This window comes from Pseudomonas sp. 2VD (genome assembly GCF_005503585.1).
Taxonomy (GTDB): domain Bacteria; phylum Pseudomonadota; class Gammaproteobacteria; order Pseudomonadales; family Pseudomonadaceae; genus Pseudomonas; species Pseudomonas aeruginosa.
Window position 1 is genome coordinate 1 of the sequence record NZ_SCND01000033.1, and the last position, 21984, is coordinate 21984.

Consider the following 21984-nt stretch of genomic DNA (forward strand, 5'->3'; position numbering starts at 1 on the left):
GATCCACGCCATCGTCCTCGCCGATCCCTCCGAGGAAAATGCCTACGAGCGCGGCCAGGCACGTCTGGAGGAGCTGCTGGAGCGTCTGCGCCAGCCGATCACCCCGCGTCGCGGCCTCGACCTCGAGGCGGTCCAGGGTCGGGAGCCGGCGTTTCGTGCCAGCTTCACCCGCGAGGACTATGAAAACGCGGTAGGAAGGATCAAGGACTACATCCTGGCCGGCGACTGCATGCAGGTGGTGCCGTCGCAGCGCATGTCCATCGAGTTCAAGGCGGCGCCCATCGACCTGTACCGCGCGCTGCGCTGTTTCAATCCGACGCCCTACATGTACTTCTTCAACTTCGGCGACTTCCATGTCGTGGGCAGCTCGCCGGAGGTGCTGGTACGGGTCGAGGATGGCCTGGTGACGGTGCGCCCGATCGCCGGTACCCGTCCGCGCGGGATCAACGAAGAGGCAGACCTGGCGCTGGAGCAGGATCTGCTGTCGGACGCCAAGGAGATCGCCGAGCACCTGATGCTGATCGACCTGGGGCGCAACGACGTGGGGCGGGTGTCCGACATCGGCGCGGTGAAGGTCACCGAAAAAATGGTGATCGAACGTTACTCCAACGTCATGCACATCGTGTCCAACGTCACCGGGCAATTGCGCGAGGGGCTCAGCGCGATGGACGCGCTGCGGGCGATCCTGCCGGCGGGTACGCTGTCCGGCGCGCCGAAGATCCGCGCCATGGAGATCATCGACGAGCTGGAGCCGGTCAAGCGTGGAGTCTACGGCGGCGCGGTCGGCTACCTGGCATGGAACGGCAACATGGACACCGCCATTGCCATCCGCACCGCGGTGATCAAGAACGGTGAACTCCACGTGCAGGCCGGCGGCGGTATCGTTGCCGACTCGGTGCCGGCGCTGGAGTGGGAAGAAACCATCAACAAGCGCCGGGCGATGTTCCGCGCCGTGGCGCTGGCCGAGCAGAGCGTCGAGTAAGACGGCGCGAGGCGGAAGAAAAGAAGGCGGATGGCGTTTGCGCCATCCGCCTTTTTTATGCCCGGCTGGACCCTCGCATTGGCTTCGCCCTACGCGGAACCGCTTTCGTAGGGCGAGTATCGCGACGCGATATCCGCCAGGCAGAGCATGGTGTCGCTCCCTACGATGCTGGCAACGGCGGGCCGCTCAGGATGCGATGCTGTCAGCGCCCGGCTGTGCTCGACGGGCACTTCCGGCTTGGTTCGCGCGCTGGTCGACGTAGGCGGCGAGGTGATCGAGGGCCACGAACTGCATGGCCTTGTGGCTATCGTCGAGGGTCGTCACTGGCAGGGCGATCCGCCCGCATGCCAGGGCCTTGCTGAAGTTTTCCTTGTTCAGGTTGCGAAACCAGCGTTCGCGGACCTGCTCCAGCGGCACCAGGACGTCGCCGAAGATGCGGTAGACCAATTCCACGGTTTCCTGGCGTGGAATTGGAGTGGTAGGGGCGATGGTTGGCTGCACGGTATTCCCTCCTGCGGCTACGCGTCGTTGAAGGAAATATAGCTCAGGTTGTTTTTCTGTGCAATAGCTGAAGTTGTAGTGCGGGCGAGCGCCAGGTGCTCACCGCACCAGGGACGGGGCGCGCCGGTGGCGTACGGTGGACCACCAGAAGACCCAGCCGATCATGCTGATCTGGCGGCTGCGCATGTCCTCCGGCGAGTACTCCTCGTCCGGGTATTCCTCGCGGTTGAAGCTGCGCAGCCGAATGCCGCCGCCGGGCAGGCGATAGACGAACTTCACCCGCAGCATGCCGTCATGTTCGAGGGCGTAGATCTCGCCATCGGTGATATGGGTGGTGGCGGTGTCCACGCCGATGGTGGAGCCATCCATGATCAGCGGTTCCATGCTGTTGCCGGTGAGTTGGGCGCAGATCGCCGCCGACGGATCGACGCCCGAGGCTCGCAGCGTGGCATAGGAAAAACGCAGCTTGCGCCCCTCTATCTCGCGTACCGCAGTGCGTCCGGCGCCGGCGGACATCTCCACTTCCTTGTACAGCGGCAGTTCCACTTCGTCTTCGTCCAGCGGTGTGTCGCTGTCCCACGGATGCAGCGGTTCCAGCACCAATGGGCTGCCATCGGCCACGGACACGGCACTGCGCGCGGCTGGAGCGCCTTCGCCGGTCTGCAGCCAGACCGGCGAGACGCCCAGGGCCGCCGCGATCTCGATCAGCTTGCGGGTGCTCTGGGCCTTGCCCGAGGTCAGCTTGTGAATGGTGTTCTGCGAAACCCCTGCCGCTTCGGCGAGGGTTTCCTGCTTCAGGTTGCGCATCGCCATGGCCTGCTTGAGGCGAGCGGCGAAGCTGTCGGGCGGGATCTGGGTGCTCTTGTCCATGTTCGGCAATCTACAGACCGATGGATTCTCTGTAAAGAGCCTAGGTGTTGACGATAAATAGCTTTGGTTGTAATTTCTCTTCCGTCAGAAAGCGGAAGGGGGGAGTTCCACAACTTCCCACCCGCCTTTCAGTGATTTCACATGGGTGCAGGGACGCACCCGGTTGTCGGCGACCGACGATGCAGGTGCCGACTGCTTGGGTGCCGGGGCCATGGGAAAGCGCTCCGGCACCTGGAGGGCCGGAGCGCCGTCCATGCAGACGCTCCGTCCCGCTCATTCATTCTGTCGCCGACCTGCTTCAGGTACGGCGGCGTCGTACAGGGAGTCATTGCCATGTCGCGAGATACGCACTCGCCATTTCCGCGCAGAGGAACGCAGGTCGCCGAACCGGCGCCGCGCATCTGTCATGTTCCATCCATTCGGCCGTCGGGCGTCGGGCACGCCAGGGAGGCTTTCCATGGCTGACCTTGCCGATCACGCCAACGAACTGGTCCTGGCTCGCCTCGACGGCCTCCTGGCGGCGCGCCCGGCGCTGGCCATCCGCGAGTCCGCGGAAGACTGCGAGGACTGCGGCGAGCCCATTCCCCAGGCGCGCCGCCGGGCGGCACCGGGTTGCAGTCGCTGCATCGACTGCCAGGACCGCCACGAGCGCCGTTGAACCGACCTCATGCCGAGCCCTCGCGGGCAGTGAAAGGAGACACGACCGTGATCAAAGCCATCGATGAAATGCTCAAGCTCTGGGCCGAGGAAATGCACGCGCCAGGCAGCAACGGAGGCGGCTACGCCGGCGGCAACCTGATCGCCATGCTGATCGCCAGCAAGGGCGAGGTGGTCCGCGGCCACCGTGGCAGCCGGGTGATCCTCGACCGTGTGGCGGAGGTCGATCGTCTGGTAAATCGCCTACCCGAGGAACTGAAGACCGTGGTGGTGGAGCACTATCTCAATCGCGACAGCTTCCCCGAGCAGAAGTACCGTCACTGCGGTTGCAGCCGCAACACCTTCTATCTGCGCCTGCATGTGGCGCACCAGGGTATCCAGGACGGCCTGCTGCGACGGGCGGCCTGAGTTCCTGGACCGGATCCCGGTCCCCCCTGGAATTTTCCAACCGGCCTTCGGGCCGGTTTTTTTATGCCTGTCGCCCATGGAGGCGGCGAGCCCCATGCACAGCAGCGGACCCTGCACGGTAGAGGCGGGGTCGGGCTGGCGGAGCCGTCCTTTTCGTCAGTCGATGCCGGGCTTTTCCATATCGGAAGTGGGTATGCGCTTGCCCGGATGCCTGGCGAAGGTTTCCAGGGCGGTATATCACCCTCATATCGTGGTGCGTCTCCCTCCTATTGCGGTGGATTGTCGAGAAGGCATTGCCGGGCTGGGAATCGGGCGGTAAAAAGTAGTCATTCTTGTAAAGGTGCGTCCCCAGGGAGGCACTCGTGAAGCACCGGAACCCGGCCCTGGCGCCGGGTTTTTTATTGCCCGGGAAAACGTTCGTGCGGACGTGCCCGGCGCTGCCTGCCAAGGAGGGACCCATGGGCAACGAACCGCAGACACTGACGGAAATGCCGCTCTGGGTACTGATCCTGCTCGCCGCGCTGGGCGGCGTCAGCGGCGAGATGTGGCGTGCCGACAAGGCCGGTCTCGGCGGCTGGGCCTTGTTGCGGCGCCTGGCGCTGCGCTCCGGCGCGTCGATCGTCTGCGGCGTGGCGGTGATGCTGCTGGCGTTGGCTTGCGGCGCCGCGCTGCTGTTCGCCGCGGCGCTGGGCAGCCTGACCGCCGCGGCCGGCGCGGAGATCGCCGTCGGTCTCTACGAACGCTGGGCCGCCCGGCGCCTGGGGGTTTGCGAGCTGCCCGAGGAACAGTCGGACGACCGTGGTCCGCATTGAAACTGATCGAAGGAGTCAACCATGCCTGAACAGGCTGTTACGCTCGAGGCTCTGTACGCGGCCATCGAGCAGGTACTGCGTGAGCGTCTGCCGGAGGCGCAGTTGATCGGCTTCTGGCCAGGCGTGCCGGAAAATACCCCGGCGGTTTCCCTGGAAATAGCCGAGCTACTGCCCGAGCGCGATCCCGGTACCGGCGAGAGCGCCCTGCTGTGCCGCCTGCAGGCGCGGATAATGGTGCCGCCTGATGGCGATCGCCAGGCGGTATCCATTGCTTGCGGAATCGTTCGGACATTGCGCGAGCAGACCTGGAACCTGTCTCTGGAACCGGCGCGCTTCGTACGCTCGGCCGTCGACGGCAGTCGCGAGGAGCTGAAGAGCCTGCGTGTCTGGCTGGTCGAGTGGACGCAGTCGCTGCGTCTCGGAGACCCGGAGTGGGCCTGGGAGGACCAGCCGCCGGGCAGCCTGATGCTGGGCTTCGACCCGCAGACCGGCCCCGGCCATGAGCCGGACTACTTCGCTCCGGAGGCGTTGGCATGAGCTATGTCAGTGCGGAGCATGACCGCATGCTCGCCGCGATGATCCTGCCCTGCGTGGTGGTCGCCGTGGACCTGGCAGCGGCGCGGGTACGGGTGCGCTCCGGCGACTGGACCAGCGGCTGGCTGCGCTGGCACTCCCTGGCAGCCGGCAAGGTTCGCCACTGGCGTGCGCCGAGCATAGGCGAACAGGGGATACTGCTCAGCCCGTCGGGCGGAGTGTCAATGGGTACCTTTATTCCCGGTCTGTACGGCGATGCGGGCACGGCGCCGGACAACAGCGCCAGCAGTGAGACCTGGCGTTTCGACGACGGCGCCTCGTTGAGTTACGACTGGGCTGCGCATCGCTACCGCGTCGAGCTGCCCAGCGGCACCGTGGAAGTGAGGGTCGGCGCCAGCGAGGTGCGGGTCAGCGACGGGGCGGTCAGTCTCAAGGCGCCGAAGATCAGCCTGGAAGGACCGGTGGAGATCGCCGGGACACTGACGGTCAGCGGAGACATCCTCGGCGGCGGCTCGATCATCGACACCGCCGGCAACAGCAACCACCACACCCATTGAACATACGACGGGGCTGCCGAAGGGCGGTCCGTCGAACATTCAACCGGCCCGCGCGAGCGGGCCTTTTCGTTTGCGGAGTTCGCCATGGGCAACACTCACAGCCATTCGGAGCCAGGCGCGGCCTGTCTCTGCCGGAGCGGGAGGGCAGGGCGATGATCGGGATGGATCGCCGTAGCGGGCTGCCCCTGTCCGGCCTGGCTCATCTTAAACAGTCCGTCGAGGACATCCTGACCACCCCGTTGGGCAGCAGGCGCATGCGCCCCGAGTACGGCAGCAAGCTGCGGCGGATGGTCGACATGCCGGTGAGCGAAGGCTGGAAAAGCGCCGTGCAGGCCGAGGTAGCCCGTTCCCTGGGGCGCTGGGAACCGCGCATCGCATTGTCTGCCGTGCGAGTCGTCGCGGTCGTCGATGGCCGCGTGGATCTGCTCCTGAGCGGCGTGTTCGAGGGCGAGAACATCAATATGGAGGTCTCGGCGTGATCATCGATCTTTCCCAGTTGCCGGAGCCAGAGGTTATCGAAAACCTCGATTTCGAGACGATTTACCAGGAGCTGTTGGGCGACTTCCGCGAAGCCATGGCTGGTGAATGGACAGCGGAGGTGGAGTCCGATCCGGTTCTCAAGCTTCTGCAACTGGCGGCCTATCGAGAACTGCTGCTGCGGGCGCGGATCAACGATGCGGCGCGGGCGGTGATGCTGGCATACGCCAGCGGTGCCGATCTCGACCAGATCGGTGCCGGCTTCAATGTGCAGCGTTTGCTGATCAGGCCCGCTCAGCCCGAGGCGGTACCGCCGGTGGAGGCGCAGTACGAGAGCGACAAGTCGCTGCGCAATCGCATCCAGCTCGCGTTCGAGCAGCTATCCGTCGCAGGACCGCGGAACGCCTATATAGCCCATGCGCTGGGCGCGGATGGAAGGGTGGCGGATGCCTCTGCGACCAGTCCGGCGCCCTGCGAAGTGCTGATCAGCGTGCTCGGGGTGGAAGGCAACGGGCAGGCACCGGAAGCGGTGTTGCAGGCAGTGCGCCTGGCGCTGAACGCGGAGGACGTGCGTCCTGTCGCGGATCGGGTAACGGTGCGCTCGGCAGGCATCGTTCCCTATCAGGTCAAGGCGCAGCTCTACCTGTTTCCCGGCCCCGAGGCCGAGCTGATCCGTGCCGCCGCCGAGGCTTCGCTGCGCGACTACATTTCCGCCCAGCGCCGCCTGGGCCGCGACATCCGGCGTTCGGCCCTGTTCGCCACCCTGCATGTCGAAGGCGTGCAGCGCGTCGAACTGCAGGAGCCTGCGGCCGACGTGGTCCTGGATGAAACCCAGGCGGCCTATTGCACGGGGTATGCGATCACCTTGGGAGGCGTCGATGAGTAGCCGCCTGCTGCCGCCAAACAGGAGTTCTCTGGAACGCTCTCTGGGTGATGTATTGCCTGCCGAACTGCCGGTGCCGCTTCGTGAGCTTAACGATCCGGCACGCTGTGAGGCGGCCTTGTTGCCCTACCTGGCCTGGACGCGCTCGGTGGACCGCTGGGACCCGGACTGGAGCGACGAGGCCAAGCGCAATGCGGTAGCGACGTCCTTCGTCCTGCACCAGCGCAAAGGCACGCTGACCGCGTTGCGCCAAGTGGTCGAGCCGATCGGTGCGCTGAGCGAGGTCACCGAATGGTGGCAGCGAAGCCCGACCGGCGTGCCGGGGACCTTCGAGATCACCGTGGACGTCAGCGACCGTGGCATCGACGAAGGCACCGTACTGGAGCTGGAGCGCTTGCTCGATGACGTCCGCCCGGTGAGCCGACACCTGACCCGCCTGGACCTGCGCATCACCCCGGTAATCCGGTCCCGTCACGGACTGGCCGTGACCGACGGCGACACCCTTGAAATCTTCCCCTGGAAACAGTGACATGACGACCAATACTCCGAAATACGGTGGCCTGCTCACCGACATAGGTGCCGCTGCGCTGGCTGCGGCCAGCGCAGCAGGCAAGAAATGGCAGCCGACTCATATGCTGATCGGCGATGCTGGCGGCGCACCGGGTGCTACTCCGGATCCGATACCCGCAGCCACGCAGACGAAACTGATCAACCAGCGCTACCGGGCGCAGCTCAATCGCTTGTTCGTGTCGGACAAGAACATCAATACTCTGGTTGCCGAGGTGGTGCTACCAGTTGAGGTAGGTGGCTTCTGGATCCGCGAGATCGGCCTGCAGGATGCCGACGGCAAGTTCGTCGCGGTATCCAACTGCCCGCCCAGCTACAAGGCAGCAATGGAAAGTGGCAGTGCGCGGACCCAGACCATTCGGGTGAACATCGCGCTCTCCGGCCTGGAGAATGTCCAGTTGCTGATCGACAACGGCATCATCTACGCCACTCAGGACTGGGTGAAGGAAAAGGTCGCTGCCGATTTCAAGGGCCGCAAGATCCTGGCTGGCAATGGCCTGGTCGGTGGGGGCGATCTTTCTGCCGACCGCAGCATTGGCCTGGCGCCTTCCGGCGTGACGGCGGGCAGCTATCGCTCGGTCACGGTGAACGCCAACGGGGTGGTCACCCAGGGCAGCAATCCGAGCACCCTGGCCGGCTATGCGATCGGAGATGCCTATACCAAGGCCGATACCGACGGAAAACTGGCGCAGAAAGCGAACAAGGCCACCACCCTGGCCGGCTATGGCATCACCGATGCGCTGCGAGTCGATGGCAACGCCGTGTCATCCAGCAGGCTGGCCGCACCGCGCAGCCTGGCAGCCAGTGGCGATGCCTCCTGGTCGGTGACCTTCGACGGCAGTGCCAATGTTTCTGCGCCGCTGAGTCTTTCCGCTACCGGTGTGGCAGCGGGCAGCTATCCGAAGGTGACCGTGGATACGAAGGGAAGGGTGACTGCTGGAATGGCGCTGGCGGCGACGGACATTCCCGGGCTGGATGCTTCGAAGTTGGTCAGCGGGGTGCTGGCCGAGCAGCGTTTGCCGGTATTCGCGCGCGGGTTGGCTACTGCTGTCTCGACCACTAGCGATCCGAACACCGCGACCGTGCCGTTGATGCTGACCAATCATGCGAACGGACCTGTTGCCGGACGGTACTTCTACATCCAGTCGATGTTCTATCCGGATCAGAACGGCAATGCTTCGCAGATTGCAACGAGCTACAACGCTACATCCGAGATGTATGTACGGGTGTCCTACGCGGCCAACCCTAGCGCCCGGGACTGGCTGCCCTGGAAGCGCTGCGACATAGGTGGTTCGTTCAGCAAGGAGGCGGACGGGGCCTTGGGCGGTGCGGTCAATCTCAACTCGCTCATCACGTCGGGATGGTGGTACCAGACGGCCAATGCACAGGCCGAAAGTGGGGCGAACTACCCGGTCCCCCGGGCCGGCTTGCTTCAAGTGCATAATGCAGGCACCAATTTCATCTACCAGACATACCAGGTTTATGACGGTGAAGGGTTCTATTTTCGTTGCCGCTACACCAACACCTGGTATCCATGGCGGCGTGTATGGCATGGAGCGGACTTCAATCCGAACGACTATCTGCTGAAAAGTGGCTTTACGTGGGCCGCCCTGCCAGGAAAGCCCGCGACCTTTCCGCCTACTGGCCACAACCACGACGCCGCCCAGATCACGTCGGGCATCCTGCCTCTGGCGCGCGGCGGTCTTGGTTCGAATACGGCAGCGGGGGCGCGCAACAATATCGGGGCTGGGGTTCCCGCGACGGCGAACCGATCGCTGAATGGCTGGTGGAAGGATAACGATACAGGACTCATCGTGCAGTGGATGACAGTGAGTGTCGGCGATCATCCGGGTGGAATCGTCAACCGCTCGCTGACCTTTCCGATCGCGTTTCCCACTACCTGCCTGCACGTGGTGCCGAGCGTCAAGGAACTGGGGCGGCCGGCGACGTCGGCATCGACCGTCACCCTCGCAGATGTCAGCGTCAGCACCACGGGGTGTGTGATTGTCGCTACCGAGTATCACGGTGCGGTCCAGAACTATGCGATCAGGCTTGTGGCCATTGGCTGTTGAGGTGACCCATGATTTTTTTCCATGCCGCCACTGGCGGTTTCTATTCGAAGGATGTCCACGGCGACCGCATGCCCATCGACGCGCGGATGTATCCCCTCGAGGAAGCTGAATACCTGGCGCTGTTGGTAGCCCAGAGCGAGGGCAAGCAGATCGTCGCCGACGCCGCCGGCCGTCCGTTCTGTATCGACCCGCCGGCCCCGGCAGAAGAGGTCCTGGCCCACCGTGAGCGCATCTGGCGCGATCGCCAGTTGACGCTTACTGATGGCCCCATCGCCCGTCACCGGGATGAGCTCGACCTGGGCAAGATTACGACCCTGAACCAGGCGCAACTGCTCGAACTCACGCTGTACCGCGCCAGCCTTCGAGACTGGCCGGCATCCGCGGCGTTTCCTGATTTAGGCGCAAGACCCGAGCCGCCGCTGTGGCTCGAACCGCTCATCACCCCCTGAACCCCGCCCCGTGCGGGGTTTTTCATTAATGGAGATCTACCTATGAGTTTCTTCCACGGCGTTACGGTAACCAACGTCGATATCGGTGCGCGCACCATCGCGCTGCCGGCCAGCTCCGTCATCGGCCTCTGCGATGTGTTCACGCCGGGGGCGCAGGCAAGCGCCAAGCCCAACGTTCCGGTGCTGCTCACCAGCAAGAAGGACGCCGCCGCGGCGTTCGGCATCGGCTCGTCTATCTACCTGGCCTGCGAGGCCATCTATAACCGTGCCCAGGCCGTGATCGTGGCGGTGGGCGTGGAAGCCGCGGAGACTCCCGAGGCCCAGGCCAGCGCCGTCATAGGTGGTGTCAGCGCCGCCGGCGAGCGCACCGGACTTCAGGCTCTGCTAGACGGCAAGAGCCGCTTCAATGCTCAGCCGCGTCTACTAGTTGCGCCGGGTCATTCGGCCCAGCAAGCGGTGGCCACCGCCATGGACGGGCTGGCCGAGAAACTGCGGGCCATCGCCATTCTCGATGGCCCCAATAGCACCGACGAGGCGGCCGTCGCCTACGCCAAGAACTTCGGCAGCAAGCGCCTGTTCATGGTCGACCCGGGCGTGCAGGTTTGGGACAGCGCCACCAATGCCGCACGCAAGGCCCCGGCTTCGGCCTACGCCGCCGGCCTGTTCGCCTGGACCGACGCCGAGTACGGCTTCTGGTCGTCGCCGTCGAACAAGGAGATCAAGGGCATCACCGGCACCAGCCGTCCGGTGGAGTTCCTCGACGGTGATGAGACCTGTCGCGCCAACCTGCTCAACAACGCCAATATCGCCACGATCATTCGCGACGATGGCTATCGCCTGTGGGGCAATCGCACCTTGTCCAGCGACAGCAAGTGGGCTTTCGTCACCCGCGTTCGGACCATGGACCTGGTGATGGATGCGATCCTCGCCGGGCACAAGTGGGCGGTGGACCGCGGCATCACCAAGACCTACGTGAAGGATGTCACCGAGGGCCTGCGCGCCTTCATGCGCGATCTGAAGAACCAGGGCGCGGTGATCAACTTCGAGGTCTATGCCGACCCGGACCTGAACAGCGCCAGCCAGCTGGCCCAGGGCAAGGTGTACTGGAACATCCGCTTCACCGATGTGCCGCCTGCCGAGAACCCCAATTTCCGTGTCGAGGTGACCGATCAGTGGCTCACCGAAGTTCTGGATGTCGCCTAAGGAGCGCCCGTGATGATTCCGCAAACCCTGACCAATACCAACCTGTTCATCGACGGCGTGAGCTTCGCCGGTGACGTGCCATCCCTGACCCTGCCCAAGCTGGCTGTGAAGACCGAGCAATACCGTGCCGGCGGCATGGATGCGCCGGTATCCATCGACATGGGCCTGGAGGCGATGGAGGCCAAGTTCTCCACCAACGGTGCCCGCCGAGAAGCACTGAATTTCTTCGGCCTGGCCGACCAGAGCGCTTTCAATGGCGTGTTCCGCGGCTCCTTCAAGGGCCAGAAGGGCGCCAGCGTGCCAGTGGTGGCTACCCTGCGCGGCCTGCTCAAGGAAGTCGACCCGGGCGACTGGAAGGCCGGCGAGAAAGCCGAGTTCAAGTACGCCGTTGCGGTCAGCTACTACAAGCTGGAAGTCGATGGCCGCGAGGTCTACGAGATCGATCCGGTCAACGGTGTCCGTGCGATCAACGGTGTCGACCAGTTGGCCGGCATGCGCAACGACCTCGGCCTGTAAGAGGAGCTCCGGACATGACCCAAGAGAATCGACTGCCGGGCTGGCTGACGCTGGATGCTGACGCCGCCCTCGTTCGTCTCTCGCGTCCGGCACAGTGCAACGGGGTCAGCGTCGACACGCTGACCCTGCGTGCACCCACCGTGCGTGATATCCGCCTGGCCGGCAAGGTGGCCGGCGACGATGCCGAGGAGCGCGAACTGCAACTGTTCGCCTCGCTGGCACAGGTCAGCCGCCAGGACCTGGAGGGGCTGAAGCTGAGCGACTACCAGCGGCTGCAAGGCGCCTACTTTCGCCTGGTGCAAGACGACACGGACGACACCTTCGCGTATGCGTCAACTGGCGAGGCGCCTGGCCATTGAGCTGGGCTTCCAGGCCAGCGAACTGGAGCGCATGACCCTGGGCGACCTGCTCTGGTGGCTCGCCGAGGGCGAGGAGTGAGCGACGGCGCCGTCCGCCAGGCGAGCGGCGCCCGCGCTACTTCAGTAGGTCCGCGGTGGCGGACATCGATAACAGACGAGACGAACCGTCATGAGTAAAGACATGGACCTGGTGGTCTCCATCGGCGGCATCGCCGACCCCTCCTTGGGCAAGGCATTCGAGACCGTCAAGGCACGGCTCGACAGTCTCCAGGAACGTTCCCGCCAGGCGTCCAGCCTGAGAGATGTGCTGGGAGACGCCATACGCCTGGAGCGAGAACTCGCCGATATGCGCAAGGTCGGAGACCGCGGCGTTGCTGAGCATGCCCGGCAGCTTGGCGAACGCCAGGAGCAACTGAAGCGACTCGGCATCGAGGCCAGGGTCGCGGGCGATGCCTACGCTCGACTGGGCGAGATGCAGCGTGGCCTGGATATGCAGGTCCGCGGCCTGCAACGGCTGGAGCAGGCCAGCCAGGCAATGCCATTGGCTAGCGCATTTTCTGGACTGGTCGTGGAAGCCAGCAAGACGGCTGCCGGTTATCAAGCGCGGTTGCGCGACCTGGCGATCCGCAACGGCCTGGACGTCGGCCGGGAGCCAGCCTTGGCATCCCTGATCCAGGACAGTGCCAGCCAGAGCGGCCTGGGACGCACGGCGACGCTGGACATGCTGGAGCACTTGAACGCCACCGGCATGGGGTTCGCCGCCGCGCAAATGAATCTGGGACTGGCGGGCCGCTTCGGCTTTGGCCAAGGGATTGCTTCAGCCGAGGCTGCGGGGCTGGTTCGAGCGTTGCAACTGGCCCAGGGTTCGGACTCGCCAGAGCAATTGTCCGCCTCCCTCGACCGCCTGGTCGTCCTGGGTAAAGGCAGAGTTGGCAGTGAGGCCCTGGCGCGTCGCCTGCCTGCCTTGTTGTCAGCGCTGGGCAATGCGGGAGAGGCCACGGCCGGCGATGTCGGTGCACTGGGGGCCTTGCTGGAGATTCAGGCAAAGAACACCACGCCAGACAAAGCGGACGTGCGGATGAAGGCCTGGCTGGAGTTCGTCAGCAGCGGCAGCTTGAAACGCGCTTATGGCCAGGGCTACGACCGGGACCTGGAAGCGCTGCGCAAGGACGGAGCGAGTCTGCTGGAGGCCAACCTGGAGCTGGCTGCGCGCTATCGGGATAAGGGCGGCAAGCTCAGCGCCGGTGAGGCGTCGCCGGCGCTTGAAGCCTATCGAGCGTCGCGCGGCGAGTTCCAGGGTTTGCTCGAATCCCAGCAGTCTTCCGTAGGCTCTTCGGAGCGCGATGCGCGGCGTCGCGAGGGGATGTCCCAGGAGCTGTGGAAGGCTTCCAGCGACAGTTGGGAGAGGGCGCAGACCGCTTTGGGCAGCGCCCTGAATCCATATCTGGACAACCTGGCCAAGGGGAGCGCGGTACTCGGCGAGTCGACTGCGGAACTGCTCGAAGCCTATCCGCGGACGACGGCCGGTCTTACCGCCGCCGCAGGTGCGGTGTTATCCGGGTATCTCGCCTACAAGGGAGGGCGCGGCGCTATCGACGTGTTGCGTGGCGGTCGGCTCGGTCGGCGAGGGAGCGCTGCCGTCGGCGATCTGATCGAACAGGGCGCAGGCCGGGTATCGGGTGGTAGCGAAATACAGCGCGTGTTCGTTACCAACTGGCCGGTGCCGGGAGGCGACTCTACGCTGGAGTCCGCGAGGAGGCCGGCACAACGAAAGCGCGGTCAAACACCACGCAGGAAGAGAGGCAAGGGCGGTGGGGTGAAGGCCCGCTCCCTTCCATCCCTTGGCTTCTCGGCCGGAGGAGGCTTGGGGGCGATGGCAGGAAAGCTGCCGCGCCTGTCGCGTTTGCCCATACGCAACGCGCCGCTGCAAGTGGCCTCGTCGTTGATCGATGTTGCTGAGGTTTACTCCAGCGACCTGTCGGAGAGCGAAAAGACCATCGCCTATGGCGAGGCCGGTGGCTCCCTGGCTGGTTCCCTGGCTGGCGCCGCTCTGGGAGCGAGCATCGGCTCGGTGGTGCCGGTGGTCGGTACGCTGATCGGTGGATTGGTTGGCGGCGCTATCGGCGCCTGGGGCGGTAGCGAACTGGGGGGGCGTCTGGGACGCAGTCTGGCTGGCGATCCGCCGGCGGACTCGGACAACAAGCCGGCGGTGCCCGCACCACAGGCCGAGCCCGTCGCGGCTGCGCCCAACTGGACCTTCGCGCCGCAGATCAACCTGACGGTGCAAGGCAACGTACACGAGCCGCAGCGCCTGGCCGACGAGTTGCTGCCCTACCTGCAACGCATGCTTGTCGACTTCGCCGACGAGCGGCAGCGGCGCAGCCTCTACGATCCGGCGATGGTCTAAGGAGTCCCCATGGCATATCTGGAACAATTGCAGGCCGGCCTGAGGTACCTGGGTCGCGCCGGCGAGTCCGGACGCAAGAGTCTGGACAAGGTGGTCGCTCCGGTGAACGGCGCGATCAGCGAGATCCGCGGCGCAGCCGCGGAGCTGGAGAACCTGCCCGGCGTATCGCCGGAAATGGCTGCCCGGCTGCAGCGTGCCATGCGCGGCATCGGCCAGGCGCAGGGCAAGGTGAACCGCGTGGTCTCCACCTATGACCGGGCGAGCCGGGCGTTGCTTGGTATCGACGAACGCCTGGATGCGCTGAAGGTGCAGGTGAACAGTGCCGCGCAGGCGGTCGGCAAGGTCGCTGGCGACATCAGTCCGACGCTGGCGGGGGTGCTGCCGTCGTGGCTGCTGGCACCCTCGGCGACGCCCCCGAGCGAGGCCGCAGCGCCCTTGCCGCACCTGCTGGTACTGCAGCCGCTGACCGCCAATGCCCAACCGTTCTACTTCAACCTGAATACTGCCGCCTTCGACGCCCTGCAGCGCAACAGTGCCTACAACTGGAGCGGGCAGGTGCGCCTGGGTCGGCGGCCGGCGCTGCAGAGCGTCGGCATGGGCGAGGAGAGCATCCTGCTCAAGGGTGCGGTATTCCCGCTGCGTCGACAGGTAGGTAACCAGGAAAAGGTCGTCGGTCTGGAGCAGCTCGAAGCGCTGCGCCGGTTGGCGGAGCGGCGTGAGCCGCTGATCCTGAGCAGCGGCTACGGCGAGGTGCAGATGGGCCTCTGGTGTCTGGTGCGGATCAGCGAGAACCAGAGCGCCCTGCTGGGCAACGGCGCTCCCCGCAAACAAACCTTCGACCTGGAGTTCAAGCGCTATGGCGACGACCTGCCGAACCGCTGACGGCGACATGCTGGACAGCCTCTGCTACCACGTCTATGGCCATCTGTTGGGCTGCGTCGAGGCGACCCTCGACGCCAATCCCGGGCTGGCCGATGAGCAGCAGCCATTCCGCGCCGGCTTGCTGATCAGTTTCCCTGACATGCCGGTGGTCAATGTCGAACAGGTGCGCCTGTGGGATTGATCGACCGCTCACCCGCAACCCCGCCTTGGCGGGGTTTTTCTTTTCTGGAGAAACCAGGTGCAACCGAGTTTCCGTATCGTTGCCGACGGCACCGACGTCACCCAGCGGCTGAATGACCGCCTGCTCAAGCTGACCTTGCTGGACAAGCCGGGCATGGAGTCCGACAGCCTGACCTTGAGGCTCGACGATCGCGATGGACAGTTGGCCTTACCCAGGCGCGGTGCGGTGCTGGAGGTTCATCTCGGCTATGCCGGCGAGCCACTGATGCGCATGGGACGCTTTACCGTGGACACCTTGCAGTGGGCTGGTCCGCCGGACTGCCTGACCGTCACTGCCAAGGCCGGCGACATGCGCGGCAGTGGCAAGACGATACGCAGCGGCGGCTGGGAGGGCACTACCCTGGCTCAGGTCTGCCGCGATGTTGGCGCACGCAACGGCTGGCGCGTGGAGTGTCCGTTGCAGGTGGCGATCGCCCGGGTCGACCAGGTCAATGAGTCCGACTACCACTTCGTCACCCGTCTGGCGCGCCAGTACGACTGCACCGCCAAGCTGGCCGAGGGCATGCTCATGGTGCTGCCGCGACAGAGCGGGCAGAGCGCCACGGGGCGTCGGATCGAACCTTTGGTGTTGGGCCGTGCTGACGTCGGTAGCTTCGACGTTACCTTCGACGACCGCAGCCTGATGAGAACGGTGAAGACCCGCTACCAATTGCCCGGCAGCGGCGAGGTCAAGAGCGTCGAGCTGAAGAACCCGAAGGCACCGGCTACGGCTATGGGCGAGCATGTCGACCGGCACCTCTATACCAGCCGTGGAGAGGCCGAGCAGGCGGCGAAGGCTCGCCTGGCGAGCTTCAGCCGCTCCAGCGCCAGTGTGCGCCTGGAACTGCCAGGGCGTGGCGACCTGTTCGCCGAGCGCAGCCTGCTGCTCCAAGGCTTCAAGGCGGGAATCGACGGCGAGTTCCTGATCGACTCGGTGGAGCACACCTACAGCTCCAGCGGATGGACCACTGTCGTGCAATGCAACGGCGGCCGAGGCGGCAAGGGGTGACGCCTGAAACCCATCGGAGTGCAGGAGGATCGATGAAACTGACCGAGCAGCAATTGCTGCGCATTTTTCCCAACGCCCGCCTCGTCGCGGGCGTTTTCGTTGTGGCGTTGCAACGGGCCATGGACGAGAGGGAGATCGACACACCGGCTCGGCGTGCCGCGTTTCTCGCCCAGGTCGGCCACGAAAGCAGCCAGTTGACCCGGCTGGTGGAGAACCTCAATTACAGCGCCCAAGGCTTGGCGGCGACCTGGCCGAGCCGCTATCTCGGCCCCGACGGGCAGCCTAACGCGTTGGCCTTGCGGCTGGCGCGCAATCCGCAGGCGATTGCCGACAACACCTACGCCACGCGCAACGGCAATGGCGACGAAGCGTCCGGCGATGGCTGGCGCTTCCGTGGGCGTGGCTTGCTACAGATCACCGGGCGTGCCAACTACCGGTTGGTCGGCGAGGCCCTCGGCGAGCCGCTGGAAGCCGAGCCCTGGCGCCTGGAGCAGCCCCTGCCGGCGGCCCGCAGCGCCGCCTGGTGGTGGGCCGGTCACGGGCTCAACGAGTTGGCCGACCGCGGCGAGTTCGCTGCCATCACCCGCCGCATCAACGGCGGCCTGAATGGGCAGGCGGAGCGCCTGGCGTTGTGGCAGCGGGCCAGGGCGGTGCTGTCATGAGCCGGCTCGCTCTGCTCCTGCCGGCCGTGTTGCTGGTCCTGCTGGCCGGCGCCTTGCTCGGCGGCGGCCTGGTTGCCCGCCACTATCGTCCGCAACTGGAGGAGACCCTGGGCCAACTCACTGCCAGCCGCGTCGCCAGCGGCCAGCTCGAGGCTTTGCTCGATGAGCAGCAGCGAGCGCTGGCGGCGGTGCGGGCGAGCGCCGAGAGGCGCGCGAAGGACGTCGAGCAGGCACTCGGCGAGGCCAGGGCGCAGGCCGCGGAGCAGTATGCCGCGGCCGTGCGTCTGCTCCAGGAACCCGACATTGGTGTGGACTGCCAGGCGGCAGGTGCGGCGATCGACCGGGAGCTGGGACTATGACTCGTCTCCTGCTGGGGCTTTGTCTGCTTTTCGCGGGCTGCGCAGCCTCGCCGACGACACCTCGCCCCGTGCGCGTCGAGGTTCCCCTCGCAGTGCCCTGCCGTGTACCTGACGTGCGCCCGCCGAGCTGGGCCGGCGCCACGCTGAAGGCCGGCGATTCGCTGCAGGCCAAGGTTCGCGCATTGCTCGCCGAGCGCCGCCAGCGGCAGGGCTACGAACTCGAATTGCAGGCGGCGTTGCGTGCCTGCCGCTAAACCTTTCGGCCGATCCTCTCGGATCGGCCTTCCTTCCGACATCCCGCTGTTGCACCCATCCTCCCCACTGGGCTATGTTCCCCAACATGGCTCCGTGAGACCGCTATCGTGATCCACCTCAGCAGCATCATCACCTCCCTCATCAAGGCATTCGCCCGTTGGCGCTGGCGCGCCTGACTTCTTCTTCGCCGGCCTGGCCGGTCACGTCTCCCTGCGTCCCCCGTTTTCCACAGGCATAATGCCGACGATCCACTCCCCCTTCCTCCGCGAGTGCGCCGGGAAACGGGTGTGGCGAAAGCCGGGTGATGCGATTCGCATAAGAATGAAATCAAGAGGTTACAGCCAGCATGCTGCTGATGATCGATAACTACGACTCCTTCACCTACAACCTGGTGCAGTACTTCGGCGAACTCAAGGCCGAGGTCAAGGTGGTGCGCAACGACGAACTGAGCGTGGAACAGATCGAGGCCCTGGCGCCCGAGCGCATCGTCCTTTCCCCCGGTCCCTGCACCCCCAACGAGGCCGGCGTCTCGCTGGCCGTGATCGAGCGCTTCGCCGGCAAGCTGCCATTGCTCGGTGTCTGTCTTGGCCACCAGAGCATCGGCCAGGCCTTCGGCGGCGAAGTGGTGCGGGCGCGGCAGGTGATGCATGGCAAGACCAGCCCGATCCACCACAAGAACCTCGGCGTGTTCGCCGGCCTGGCCAATCCCCTGACGGTGACGCGCTACCACTCGCTGGTGGTGAAACGAGAGAGCCTGCCGGAATGCCTGGAGATCACCGCCTGGACCCAACATGCCGACGGATCGCTCGACGAGATCATGGGCGTACGCCACAAGACCCTGAATGTCGAGGGCGTGCAGTTCCATCCCGAGTCCATCCTCACCGAGCAGGGCCACGAGTTGCTGGCCAACTTCCTGCGCCAGCAGGGCGGCGTGCGTGGGGAGGGCAACTGAGATGGATATCAAGGGAGCCCTCAATCGCATCGTCAACCAGCTCGACCTGACCACCGAGGAAATGCAGGCGGTCATGCGCCAGATCATGACCGGGCAGTGCACCGACGCGCAGATCGGCGCCTTCCTGATGGGCATGCGGATGAAGAGCGAAACCATCGACGAGATCGTCGGCGCGGTGGCGGTGATGCGCGAACTGGCCGACGGCGTGCAGTTGCCTACGCTGAAGCATGTGGTCGACGTGGTCGGCACCGGCGGCGATGGCGCGAACATCTTCAACGTATCCTCGGCGGCGTCCTTCGTGGTCGCCGCCGCTGGCGGCAAGGTCGCCAAACACGGTAACCGCGCGGTCTCCGGCAAGAGCGGCAGCGCCGACTTGCTGGAAGCCGCCGGCATCTACCTGGAGCTGACCTCCGAACAGGTGGCGCGTTGCATCGACACCGTCGGCGTCGGGTTCATGTTCGCCCAGGTCCACCACAAGGCGATGAAGTACGCCGCCGGTCCGCGCCGCGAGCTGGGCTTGCGGACTCTGTTCAACATGCTTGGCCCACTGACCAACCCGGCGGGAGTCAGGCACCAGGTGGTCGGGGTGTTCACCCAGGAACTGTGCAAGCCGCTGGCTGAAGTGCTCAAGCGTCTCGGCAGCGAGCATGTGCTGGTGGTGCATTCGCGCGACGGGCTGGACGAGTTCAGTCTGGCCGCGGCGACCCACATTGCCGAGTTGAAGGACGGCGAGGTACGCGAGTACGAAGTGCGTCCCGAGGACTTCGGGATCAAGAGCCAGACCCTGATGGGGCTGGAGGTCGACAGTCCGCAGGCCTCGCTGGAACTGATCCGCGACGCTTTGGGGCGGCGCAAGACCGAGGCTGGGCAGAAGGCCGCCGAGCTGATCGTGATGAATGCCGGCCCGGCACTGTACGCTGCCGATCTGGCGACCAGCCTGCACGAGGGCATTCAACTGGCCCACGATGCCCTGCACACCGGGCTGGCACGGGAGAAGATGGACGAACTGGTGGCCTTCACCGCCGTTTACAGAGAGGAGAACGCACAGTGAGTGTGCCGACGGTTCTGCAGAAGATCCTCGCCCGCAAGGCCGAGGAGGTCGCCGAGCGCCGTGCGCGCGTCAACCTGACCGAGGTCGAGCGGCTGGCGCGTAGCGCCGATGCGCCGCGCGGCTTCGCCAATGCCCTGCTGGAGCGGGCCAAGCGCAAGGAGCCGGCAGTGATCGCCGAGATCAAGAAGGCATCGCCGAGCAAGGGCGTGCTGCGCGAACACTTCGTCCCGGCGCAGATCGCCCGCAGCTACGAGGCGGGTGGCGCGGCGTGCCTGTCGGTGCTCACCGACGTGGACTTCTTCCAGGGCGCCGATGCCTATCTGAAGGAAGCGCGGGCCGCCTGTGCGCTGCCGGTGATCCGCAAGGACTTCATGATCGATCCGTACCAGATCGTCGAGGCGCGGGCGATCGGTGCCGACTGCATCCTGCTGATCGTCTCGGCGCTGGACGACGTGCTGATGGCCGAACTGGCGGCGACTGCCAAGTCGGTCGGTCTCGACGTACTGGTCGAAGTGCATGACGGCACCGAGCTGGAACGTGCACTGAAGACCCTGGACACGCCGTTGGTGGGCATCAACAACCGCAACCTGCACACCTTCGAGGTGAGCCTGGAAACCACCCTCGACCTGTTGCCGGAAATTCCCCGCGACCGCCTGGTGATCACCGAGAGCGGTATTCTCAACCGGGCCGACGTGGAGCTGATGGAAGTCAGCGAGGTCTACGCCTTCCTGGTTGGCGAGGCGTTCATGCGGGCCGACGATCCTGGCCTCGAGCTGAAGCGCCTGTTCTTCCAGGAGCGCGGCGGCGTGGTGCTGGGCGCCGATCCTGACTGATCCGCGCTGTCGAACCCCATGAAAAAGGCCGGTTGCGACCGGCCTTTTTCATGGGTGCTGTTCAGCGGGTGCCGAAGACCACCATGGTCTTTCCTTTCACATGCACCAGGCCCTGCTCCTCCAGGCTCTTCAGCACGCGTCCGACCATTTCCCGCGAGCAGCCGACGATCCGGCCGATCTCCTGGCGGGTGATCTTGATCTGCATGCCGTCCGGGTGGGTCATGGCGTCCGGTTGCTGGCACAGGTCCAGCAAGGTGCGGGCGACGCGTCCGGTGACGTCGAGGAAGGCCAGGTCGCCCACCTTGCGGGTGGTCTTGCGCAGGCGGTCGGCCATCTGGTTGCCGAGGGTGTAGAGGATCTCCGAGTCCTGCTGCGACAGTTCGCGGAACTTCGCATAGCTGATCTCGGCGACTTCGCATTCCACCTTGGCACGAACCCAGGCGCTGCGTTCCTGTTCGCTGCCTTCCTTTTCGAACAATCCCAGCTCGCCGAAGAAATCACCGCTGTTGAGGTAGCCGATGATCATTTCGCGGCCGTCGTCGTCCTCGATGAGGATGGTGACCGAACCCTTGATGATGAAGAACAGCGTTTCGCAGCGATCGCCGGCATAGATGATGGTGCTCTTTGCGGTGTAGCGGCGGCGGTGACAGTGTGCGAGCAGCTTGTCTAGGTGTTTGAGTTTGGGTGTGTGGGTAATAGCTACCATGCCCGAGTCCCGAAAGAATAAAGAATATGCCTGACGTACAAGGCGATGTTTTTTTTGAGTTCTTATGGAGAGACCTGCCAGGGCCCGGGAGCTCAGCGGAGAGCTCCCCCCAACCGGGCAGATCAGGAAGTGTGCCAGTAAACCGCGTCCAGCTTAACAGACGGACCATGAAGGTCGATGTGATTTTGCGACGCAGCTATCAGGACTGTGATCCCGTACTGTCCTTGGGCCCTGTGCTAAGCTGGCGCCCTTTGCCGGCGGGAGTCTGAACGATGAAAGCGCGTATCCAGTGGGCGGGCGAGGCGATGTTCCTTGGCGAGTCCGGTAGCGGCCACGTGGTGGTCATGGACGGTCCGCCGGACCATGGCGGACGCAACCTCGGGGTGCGCCCTATGGAGATGGTCCTGATCGGCCTCGGCGGCTGCACCAATTTCGATGTGGTCAGCATCCTGAAGAAGGCGCGCCAGCCGGTGGAGAGCTGCGAAGCCTTCCTCGAGGCCGAAAGGGCCGACGAGGAGCCCAAGGTGTTCACGAAGATCCACGTGCACTTCGTGGTCAAGGGCCGCGGTCTCAAGGAGGCCCAGGTCAAGCGCGCGGTGGAGCTGTCGGCGGAGAAATACTGCTCGGCATCGATCATGCTCGGTCGCGGCGGGGTGGAGATCACCCACGACTACGAGATCGTCGAACTCGGCTGAGACGACATCCGGTCATCATAAAAGGGGCGCAAACTCTGGCGGAGGCTTGATTGGCTCTGCATAATGCGCCCCTTTTTTCGTGCCGCGCGATTCCGTCGGGCGGCCGT

At 65.0% G+C, this 21984-nt stretch carries 28 protein-coding genes; 25 read left to right on the top strand and 3 right to left on the bottom strand.

The annotated features are described in order from the left end of the window. A partial coding sequence (locus FFS27_RS06015) for an anthranilate synthase component I family protein (RefSeq protein WP_137951951.1) occupies positions 1-982 on the top strand: 982 nt, incomplete at its 5' end. Positions 983-1168: 186 nt separating this feature from the next. Here FFS27_RS06015 and prtN read toward each other — a convergent pair. Both prtN and prtR read right to left on the bottom strand, forming a co-directional pair. Then, the gene (gene prtN / locus FFS27_RS06020) at positions 1169-1483 is read right to left on the bottom strand and encodes a pyocin genes transcriptional regulator PrtN (RefSeq protein ID WP_003085128.1); all 315 of its coding nucleotides are present in this window, start codon (positions 1481-1483) and stop codon (positions 1169-1171) included. A gap of 99 nt (positions 1484-1582) precedes the next feature. Beyond that, positions 1583-2353, bottom strand: a complete 771-nt coding sequence (gene prtR, locus FFS27_RS06025) for a transcriptional regulator PrtR (RefSeq protein ID WP_003109047.1) — start codon at positions 2351-2353, stop codon at positions 1583-1585. Positions 2354-2810: 457 nt separating this feature from the next. On the opposite strand from prtR, the gene FFS27_RS06030 reads away from it, so the two are divergent. From FFS27_RS06030 to trpC, 23 genes are all read left to right on the top strand, one after another. Then, complete coding sequence (locus FFS27_RS06030; RefSeq protein ID WP_003085132.1) at positions 2811-3011, top strand: TraR/DksA C4-type zinc finger protein; 201 nt, start codon at positions 2811-2813, stop codon at positions 3009-3011. 47 nt (positions 3012-3058) lie between these two features. Beyond that, the gene (locus tag FFS27_RS06035; protein WP_003085135.1) at positions 3059-3418 is read left to right on the top strand and encodes a PA0613 family protein; all 360 of its coding nucleotides are present in this window, start codon (positions 3059-3061) and stop codon (positions 3416-3418) included. Between the two features lie 458 nt (positions 3419-3876). Continuing rightward, complete coding sequence (locus FFS27_RS06040) at positions 3877-4230, top strand: phage holin family protein (protein WP_003101619.1); 354 nt, start codon at positions 3877-3879, stop codon at positions 4228-4230. Positions 4231-4251: 21 nt separating this feature from the next. After that, positions 4252-4767 (top strand): hypothetical protein, encoded by a 516-nt coding sequence (locus FFS27_RS06045; protein WP_021263056.1) that lies wholly within the window; start codon positions 4252-4254, stop codon positions 4765-4767. Beyond that, positions 4764-5321, top strand: coding sequence for a phage baseplate assembly protein V (locus tag FFS27_RS06050; RefSeq protein WP_003121844.1), 558 nt, complete (start codon positions 4764-4766; stop codon positions 5319-5321). Before FFS27_RS06045 ends, FFS27_RS06050 begins: the two co-directional genes overlap by 4 nt. Before the next feature lie 152 nt (positions 5322-5473). Continuing rightward, on the top strand, positions 5474-5800 hold the full coding sequence (locus FFS27_RS06055; protein ID WP_003085143.1) for a GPW/gp25 family protein: 327 nt from the start codon (positions 5474-5476) through the stop codon (positions 5798-5800). Continuing rightward, positions 5797-6684 (top strand): baseplate assembly protein, encoded by an 888-nt coding sequence (locus tag FFS27_RS06060; protein WP_003085151.1) that lies wholly within the window; start codon positions 5797-5799, stop codon positions 6682-6684. The genes FFS27_RS06055 and FFS27_RS06060 overlap by 4 nt, the downstream gene beginning before the upstream one ends. After that, positions 6677-7210 carry a phage tail protein I gene (locus FFS27_RS06065; protein WP_003137385.1) on the top strand — a complete coding sequence of 178 codons (534 nt, stop codon included), beginning with the start codon at positions 6677-6679 and terminating at the stop codon, positions 7208-7210. Before FFS27_RS06060 ends, FFS27_RS06065 begins: the two co-directional genes overlap by 8 nt. Position 7211: 1 nt before the next feature. After that, entirely contained in the window at positions 7212-9320 is a 2109-nt protein-coding gene (locus FFS27_RS06070) for a phage tail-collar fiber domain-containing protein (protein WP_015502281.1), read from the top strand. A gap of 8 nt (positions 9321-9328) precedes the next feature. Then, positions 9329-9769, top strand: coding sequence for a tail fiber assembly protein (locus FFS27_RS06075; protein WP_003085172.1), 441 nt, complete (start codon positions 9329-9331; stop codon positions 9767-9769). Between the two features lie 42 nt (positions 9770-9811). Further along, positions 9812-10972, top strand: a complete 1161-nt coding sequence (locus tag FFS27_RS06080; protein WP_003109051.1) for a phage tail sheath subtilisin-like domain-containing protein — start codon at positions 9812-9814, stop codon at positions 10970-10972. Positions 10973-10984: 12 nt separating this feature from the next. Continuing rightward, positions 10985-11488 (top strand): phage major tail tube protein, encoded by a 504-nt coding sequence (locus FFS27_RS06085; RefSeq protein ID WP_003085175.1) that lies wholly within the window; start codon positions 10985-10987, stop codon positions 11486-11488. A gap of 14 nt (positions 11489-11502) precedes the next feature. Continuing rightward, positions 11503-11847 (top strand): phage tail assembly protein, encoded by a 345-nt coding sequence (locus FFS27_RS06090; RefSeq protein WP_003085178.1) that lies wholly within the window; start codon positions 11503-11505, stop codon positions 11845-11847. A 169-nt stretch (positions 11848-12016) separates the two neighbouring features. After that, positions 12017-14254 carry a phage tail length determinator protein gene (locus FFS27_RS06095; RefSeq protein ID WP_023100783.1) on the top strand — a complete coding sequence of 746 codons (2238 nt, stop codon included), beginning with the start codon at positions 12017-12019 and terminating at the stop codon, positions 14252-14254. Between the two features lie 9 nt (positions 14255-14263). Beyond that, positions 14264-15136, top strand: coding sequence for a phage tail protein (locus FFS27_RS06100; RefSeq protein WP_003085182.1), 873 nt, complete (start codon positions 14264-14266; stop codon positions 15134-15136). Next, positions 15111-15317: a tail protein X gene (locus tag FFS27_RS06105; RefSeq protein WP_003101635.1), complete on the top strand. Its 207-nt coding sequence runs from the start codon at positions 15111-15113 to the stop codon at positions 15315-15317. The genes FFS27_RS06100 and FFS27_RS06105 overlap by 26 nt, the downstream gene beginning before the upstream one ends. A 57-nt stretch (positions 15318-15374) precedes the next feature. Further along, positions 15375-16364 carry a phage late control D family protein gene (locus tag FFS27_RS06110; RefSeq protein WP_021263054.1) on the top strand — a complete coding sequence of 330 codons (990 nt, stop codon included), beginning with the start codon at positions 15375-15377 and terminating at the stop codon, positions 16362-16364. Positions 16365-16396: 32 nt separating this feature from the next. Next, positions 16397-17026, top strand: a complete 630-nt coding sequence (locus tag FFS27_RS06115; protein ID WP_023100784.1) for a glycoside hydrolase family 19 protein — start codon at positions 16397-16399, stop codon at positions 17024-17026. Further along, on the top strand, positions 17023-17385 hold the full coding sequence (locus tag FFS27_RS06120) for a hypothetical protein (protein WP_023100785.1): 363 nt from the start codon (positions 17023-17025) through the stop codon (positions 17383-17385). The genes FFS27_RS06115 and FFS27_RS06120 overlap by 4 nt, the downstream gene beginning before the upstream one ends. Continuing rightward, entirely contained in the window at positions 17382-17639 is a 258-nt protein-coding gene (locus FFS27_RS06125) for a hypothetical protein (RefSeq protein WP_003118919.1), read from the top strand. Before FFS27_RS06120 ends, FFS27_RS06125 begins: the two co-directional genes overlap by 4 nt. 347 nt (positions 17640-17986) lie before the next feature. Next, positions 17987-18592 carry an aminodeoxychorismate/anthranilate synthase component II gene (locus FFS27_RS06130; protein WP_003117978.1) on the top strand — a complete coding sequence of 202 codons (606 nt, stop codon included), beginning with the start codon at positions 17987-17989 and terminating at the stop codon, positions 18590-18592. A gap of 1 nt (position 18593) precedes the next feature. Beyond that, complete coding sequence (trpD, locus tag FFS27_RS06135) at positions 18594-19643, top strand: anthranilate phosphoribosyltransferase (RefSeq protein ID WP_003085203.1); 1050 nt, start codon at positions 18594-18596, stop codon at positions 19641-19643. Then, a complete protein-coding gene (trpC, locus tag FFS27_RS06140; protein WP_021263053.1) occupies positions 19640-20476 on the top strand; it encodes an indole-3-glycerol phosphate synthase TrpC in 837 nt (278 codons plus the stop codon). The genes trpD and trpC overlap by 4 nt, the downstream gene beginning before the upstream one ends. A 61-nt stretch (positions 20477-20537) precedes the next feature. On the opposite strand, the gene crp is transcribed toward trpC, so the two are convergent. Next, the gene (crp, locus tag FFS27_RS06145; protein ID WP_021263052.1) at positions 20538-21182 is read right to left on the bottom strand and encodes a cAMP-activated global transcriptional regulator CRP; all 645 of its coding nucleotides are present in this window, start codon (positions 21180-21182) and stop codon (positions 20538-20540) included. Between the two features lie 272 nt (positions 21183-21454). Here crp and FFS27_RS06150 point away from each other — a divergent pair, with 272 nt between their 5' ends. Next, positions 21455-21877 (top strand): OsmC family protein, encoded by a 423-nt coding sequence (locus tag FFS27_RS06150; protein WP_003085219.1) that lies wholly within the window; start codon positions 21455-21457, stop codon positions 21875-21877. The last annotated feature ends 107 nt before the right edge of the window (positions 21878-21984 follow it).

Excerpts from the sequence above, each read along its gene's own strand:
- FFS27_RS06120 (WP_023100785.1), top strand. The coding sequence starts at position 17,023 with ATGAGCCGGCTCGCTCTGCTCCTGCCGGCCGTGTTGCTGGTCCTGCTG.
- FFS27_RS06050 (WP_003121844.1), top strand. The coding sequence starts at position 4,764 with ATGAGCTATGTCAGTGCGGAGCATGACCGCATGCTCGCCGCGATGATC.
- FFS27_RS06130 (WP_003117978.1), top strand. The coding sequence starts at position 17,987 with ATGCTGCTGATGATCGATAACTACGACTCCTTCACCTACAACCTGGTG.
- FFS27_RS06125 (WP_003118919.1), top strand. The coding sequence starts at position 17,382 with ATGACTCGTCTCCTGCTGGGGCTTTGTCTGCTTTTCGCGGGCTGCGCA.
- FFS27_RS06095 (WP_023100783.1), top strand. The coding sequence starts at position 12,017 with ATGAGTAAAGACATGGACCTGGTGGTCTCCATCGGCGGCATCGCCGAC.
- FFS27_RS06080 (WP_003109051.1), top strand. The coding sequence starts at position 9,812 with ATGAGTTTCTTCCACGGCGTTACGGTAACCAACGTCGATATCGGTGCG.
- trpD (WP_003085203.1), top strand. The coding sequence starts at position 18,594 with ATGGATATCAAGGGAGCCCTCAATCGCATCGTCAACCAGCTCGACCTG.
- FFS27_RS06115 (WP_023100784.1), top strand. The coding sequence starts at position 16,397 with ATGAAACTGACCGAGCAGCAATTGCTGCGCATTTTTCCCAACGCCCGC.
- FFS27_RS06070 (WP_015502281.1), top strand. The coding sequence starts at position 7,212 with ATGACGACCAATACTCCGAAATACGGTGGCCTGCTCACCGACATAGGT.
- FFS27_RS06040 (WP_003101619.1), top strand. The coding sequence starts at position 3,877 with ATGGGCAACGAACCGCAGACACTGACGGAAATGCCGCTCTGGGTACTG.
- FFS27_RS06150 (WP_003085219.1), top strand. The coding sequence starts at position 21,455 with ATGAAAGCGCGTATCCAGTGGGCGGGCGAGGCGATGTTCCTTGGCGAG.
- prtR (WP_003109047.1), bottom strand. The coding sequence starts at position 2,353 with ATGGACAAGAGCACCCAGATCCCGCCCGACAGCTTCGCCGCTCGCCTC.
- FFS27_RS06075 (WP_003085172.1), top strand. The coding sequence starts at position 9,329 with ATGATTTTTTTCCATGCCGCCACTGGCGGTTTCTATTCGAAGGATGTC.
- FFS27_RS06090 (WP_003085178.1), top strand. The coding sequence starts at position 11,503 with ATGACCCAAGAGAATCGACTGCCGGGCTGGCTGACGCTGGATGCTGAC.
- FFS27_RS06105 (WP_003101635.1), top strand. The coding sequence starts at position 15,111 with ATGGCGACGACCTGCCGAACCGCTGACGGCGACATGCTGGACAGCCTC.
- FFS27_RS06045 (WP_021263056.1), top strand. The coding sequence starts at position 4,252 with ATGCCTGAACAGGCTGTTACGCTCGAGGCTCTGTACGCGGCCATCGAG.
- FFS27_RS06065 (WP_003137385.1), top strand. The coding sequence starts at position 6,677 with ATGAGTAGCCGCCTGCTGCCGCCAAACAGGAGTTCTCTGGAACGCTCT.
- FFS27_RS06055 (WP_003085143.1), top strand. The coding sequence starts at position 5,474 with ATGATCGGGATGGATCGCCGTAGCGGGCTGCCCCTGTCCGGCCTGGCT.
- crp (WP_021263052.1), bottom strand. The coding sequence starts at position 21,182 with ATGGTAGCTATTACCCACACACCCAAACTCAAACACCTAGACAAGCTG.
- FFS27_RS06030 (WP_003085132.1), top strand. The coding sequence starts at position 2,811 with ATGGCTGACCTTGCCGATCACGCCAACGAACTGGTCCTGGCTCGCCTC.
- FFS27_RS06085 (WP_003085175.1), top strand. The coding sequence starts at position 10,985 with ATGATTCCGCAAACCCTGACCAATACCAACCTGTTCATCGACGGCGTG.
- FFS27_RS06100 (WP_003085182.1), top strand. The coding sequence starts at position 14,264 with ATGGCATATCTGGAACAATTGCAGGCCGGCCTGAGGTACCTGGGTCGC.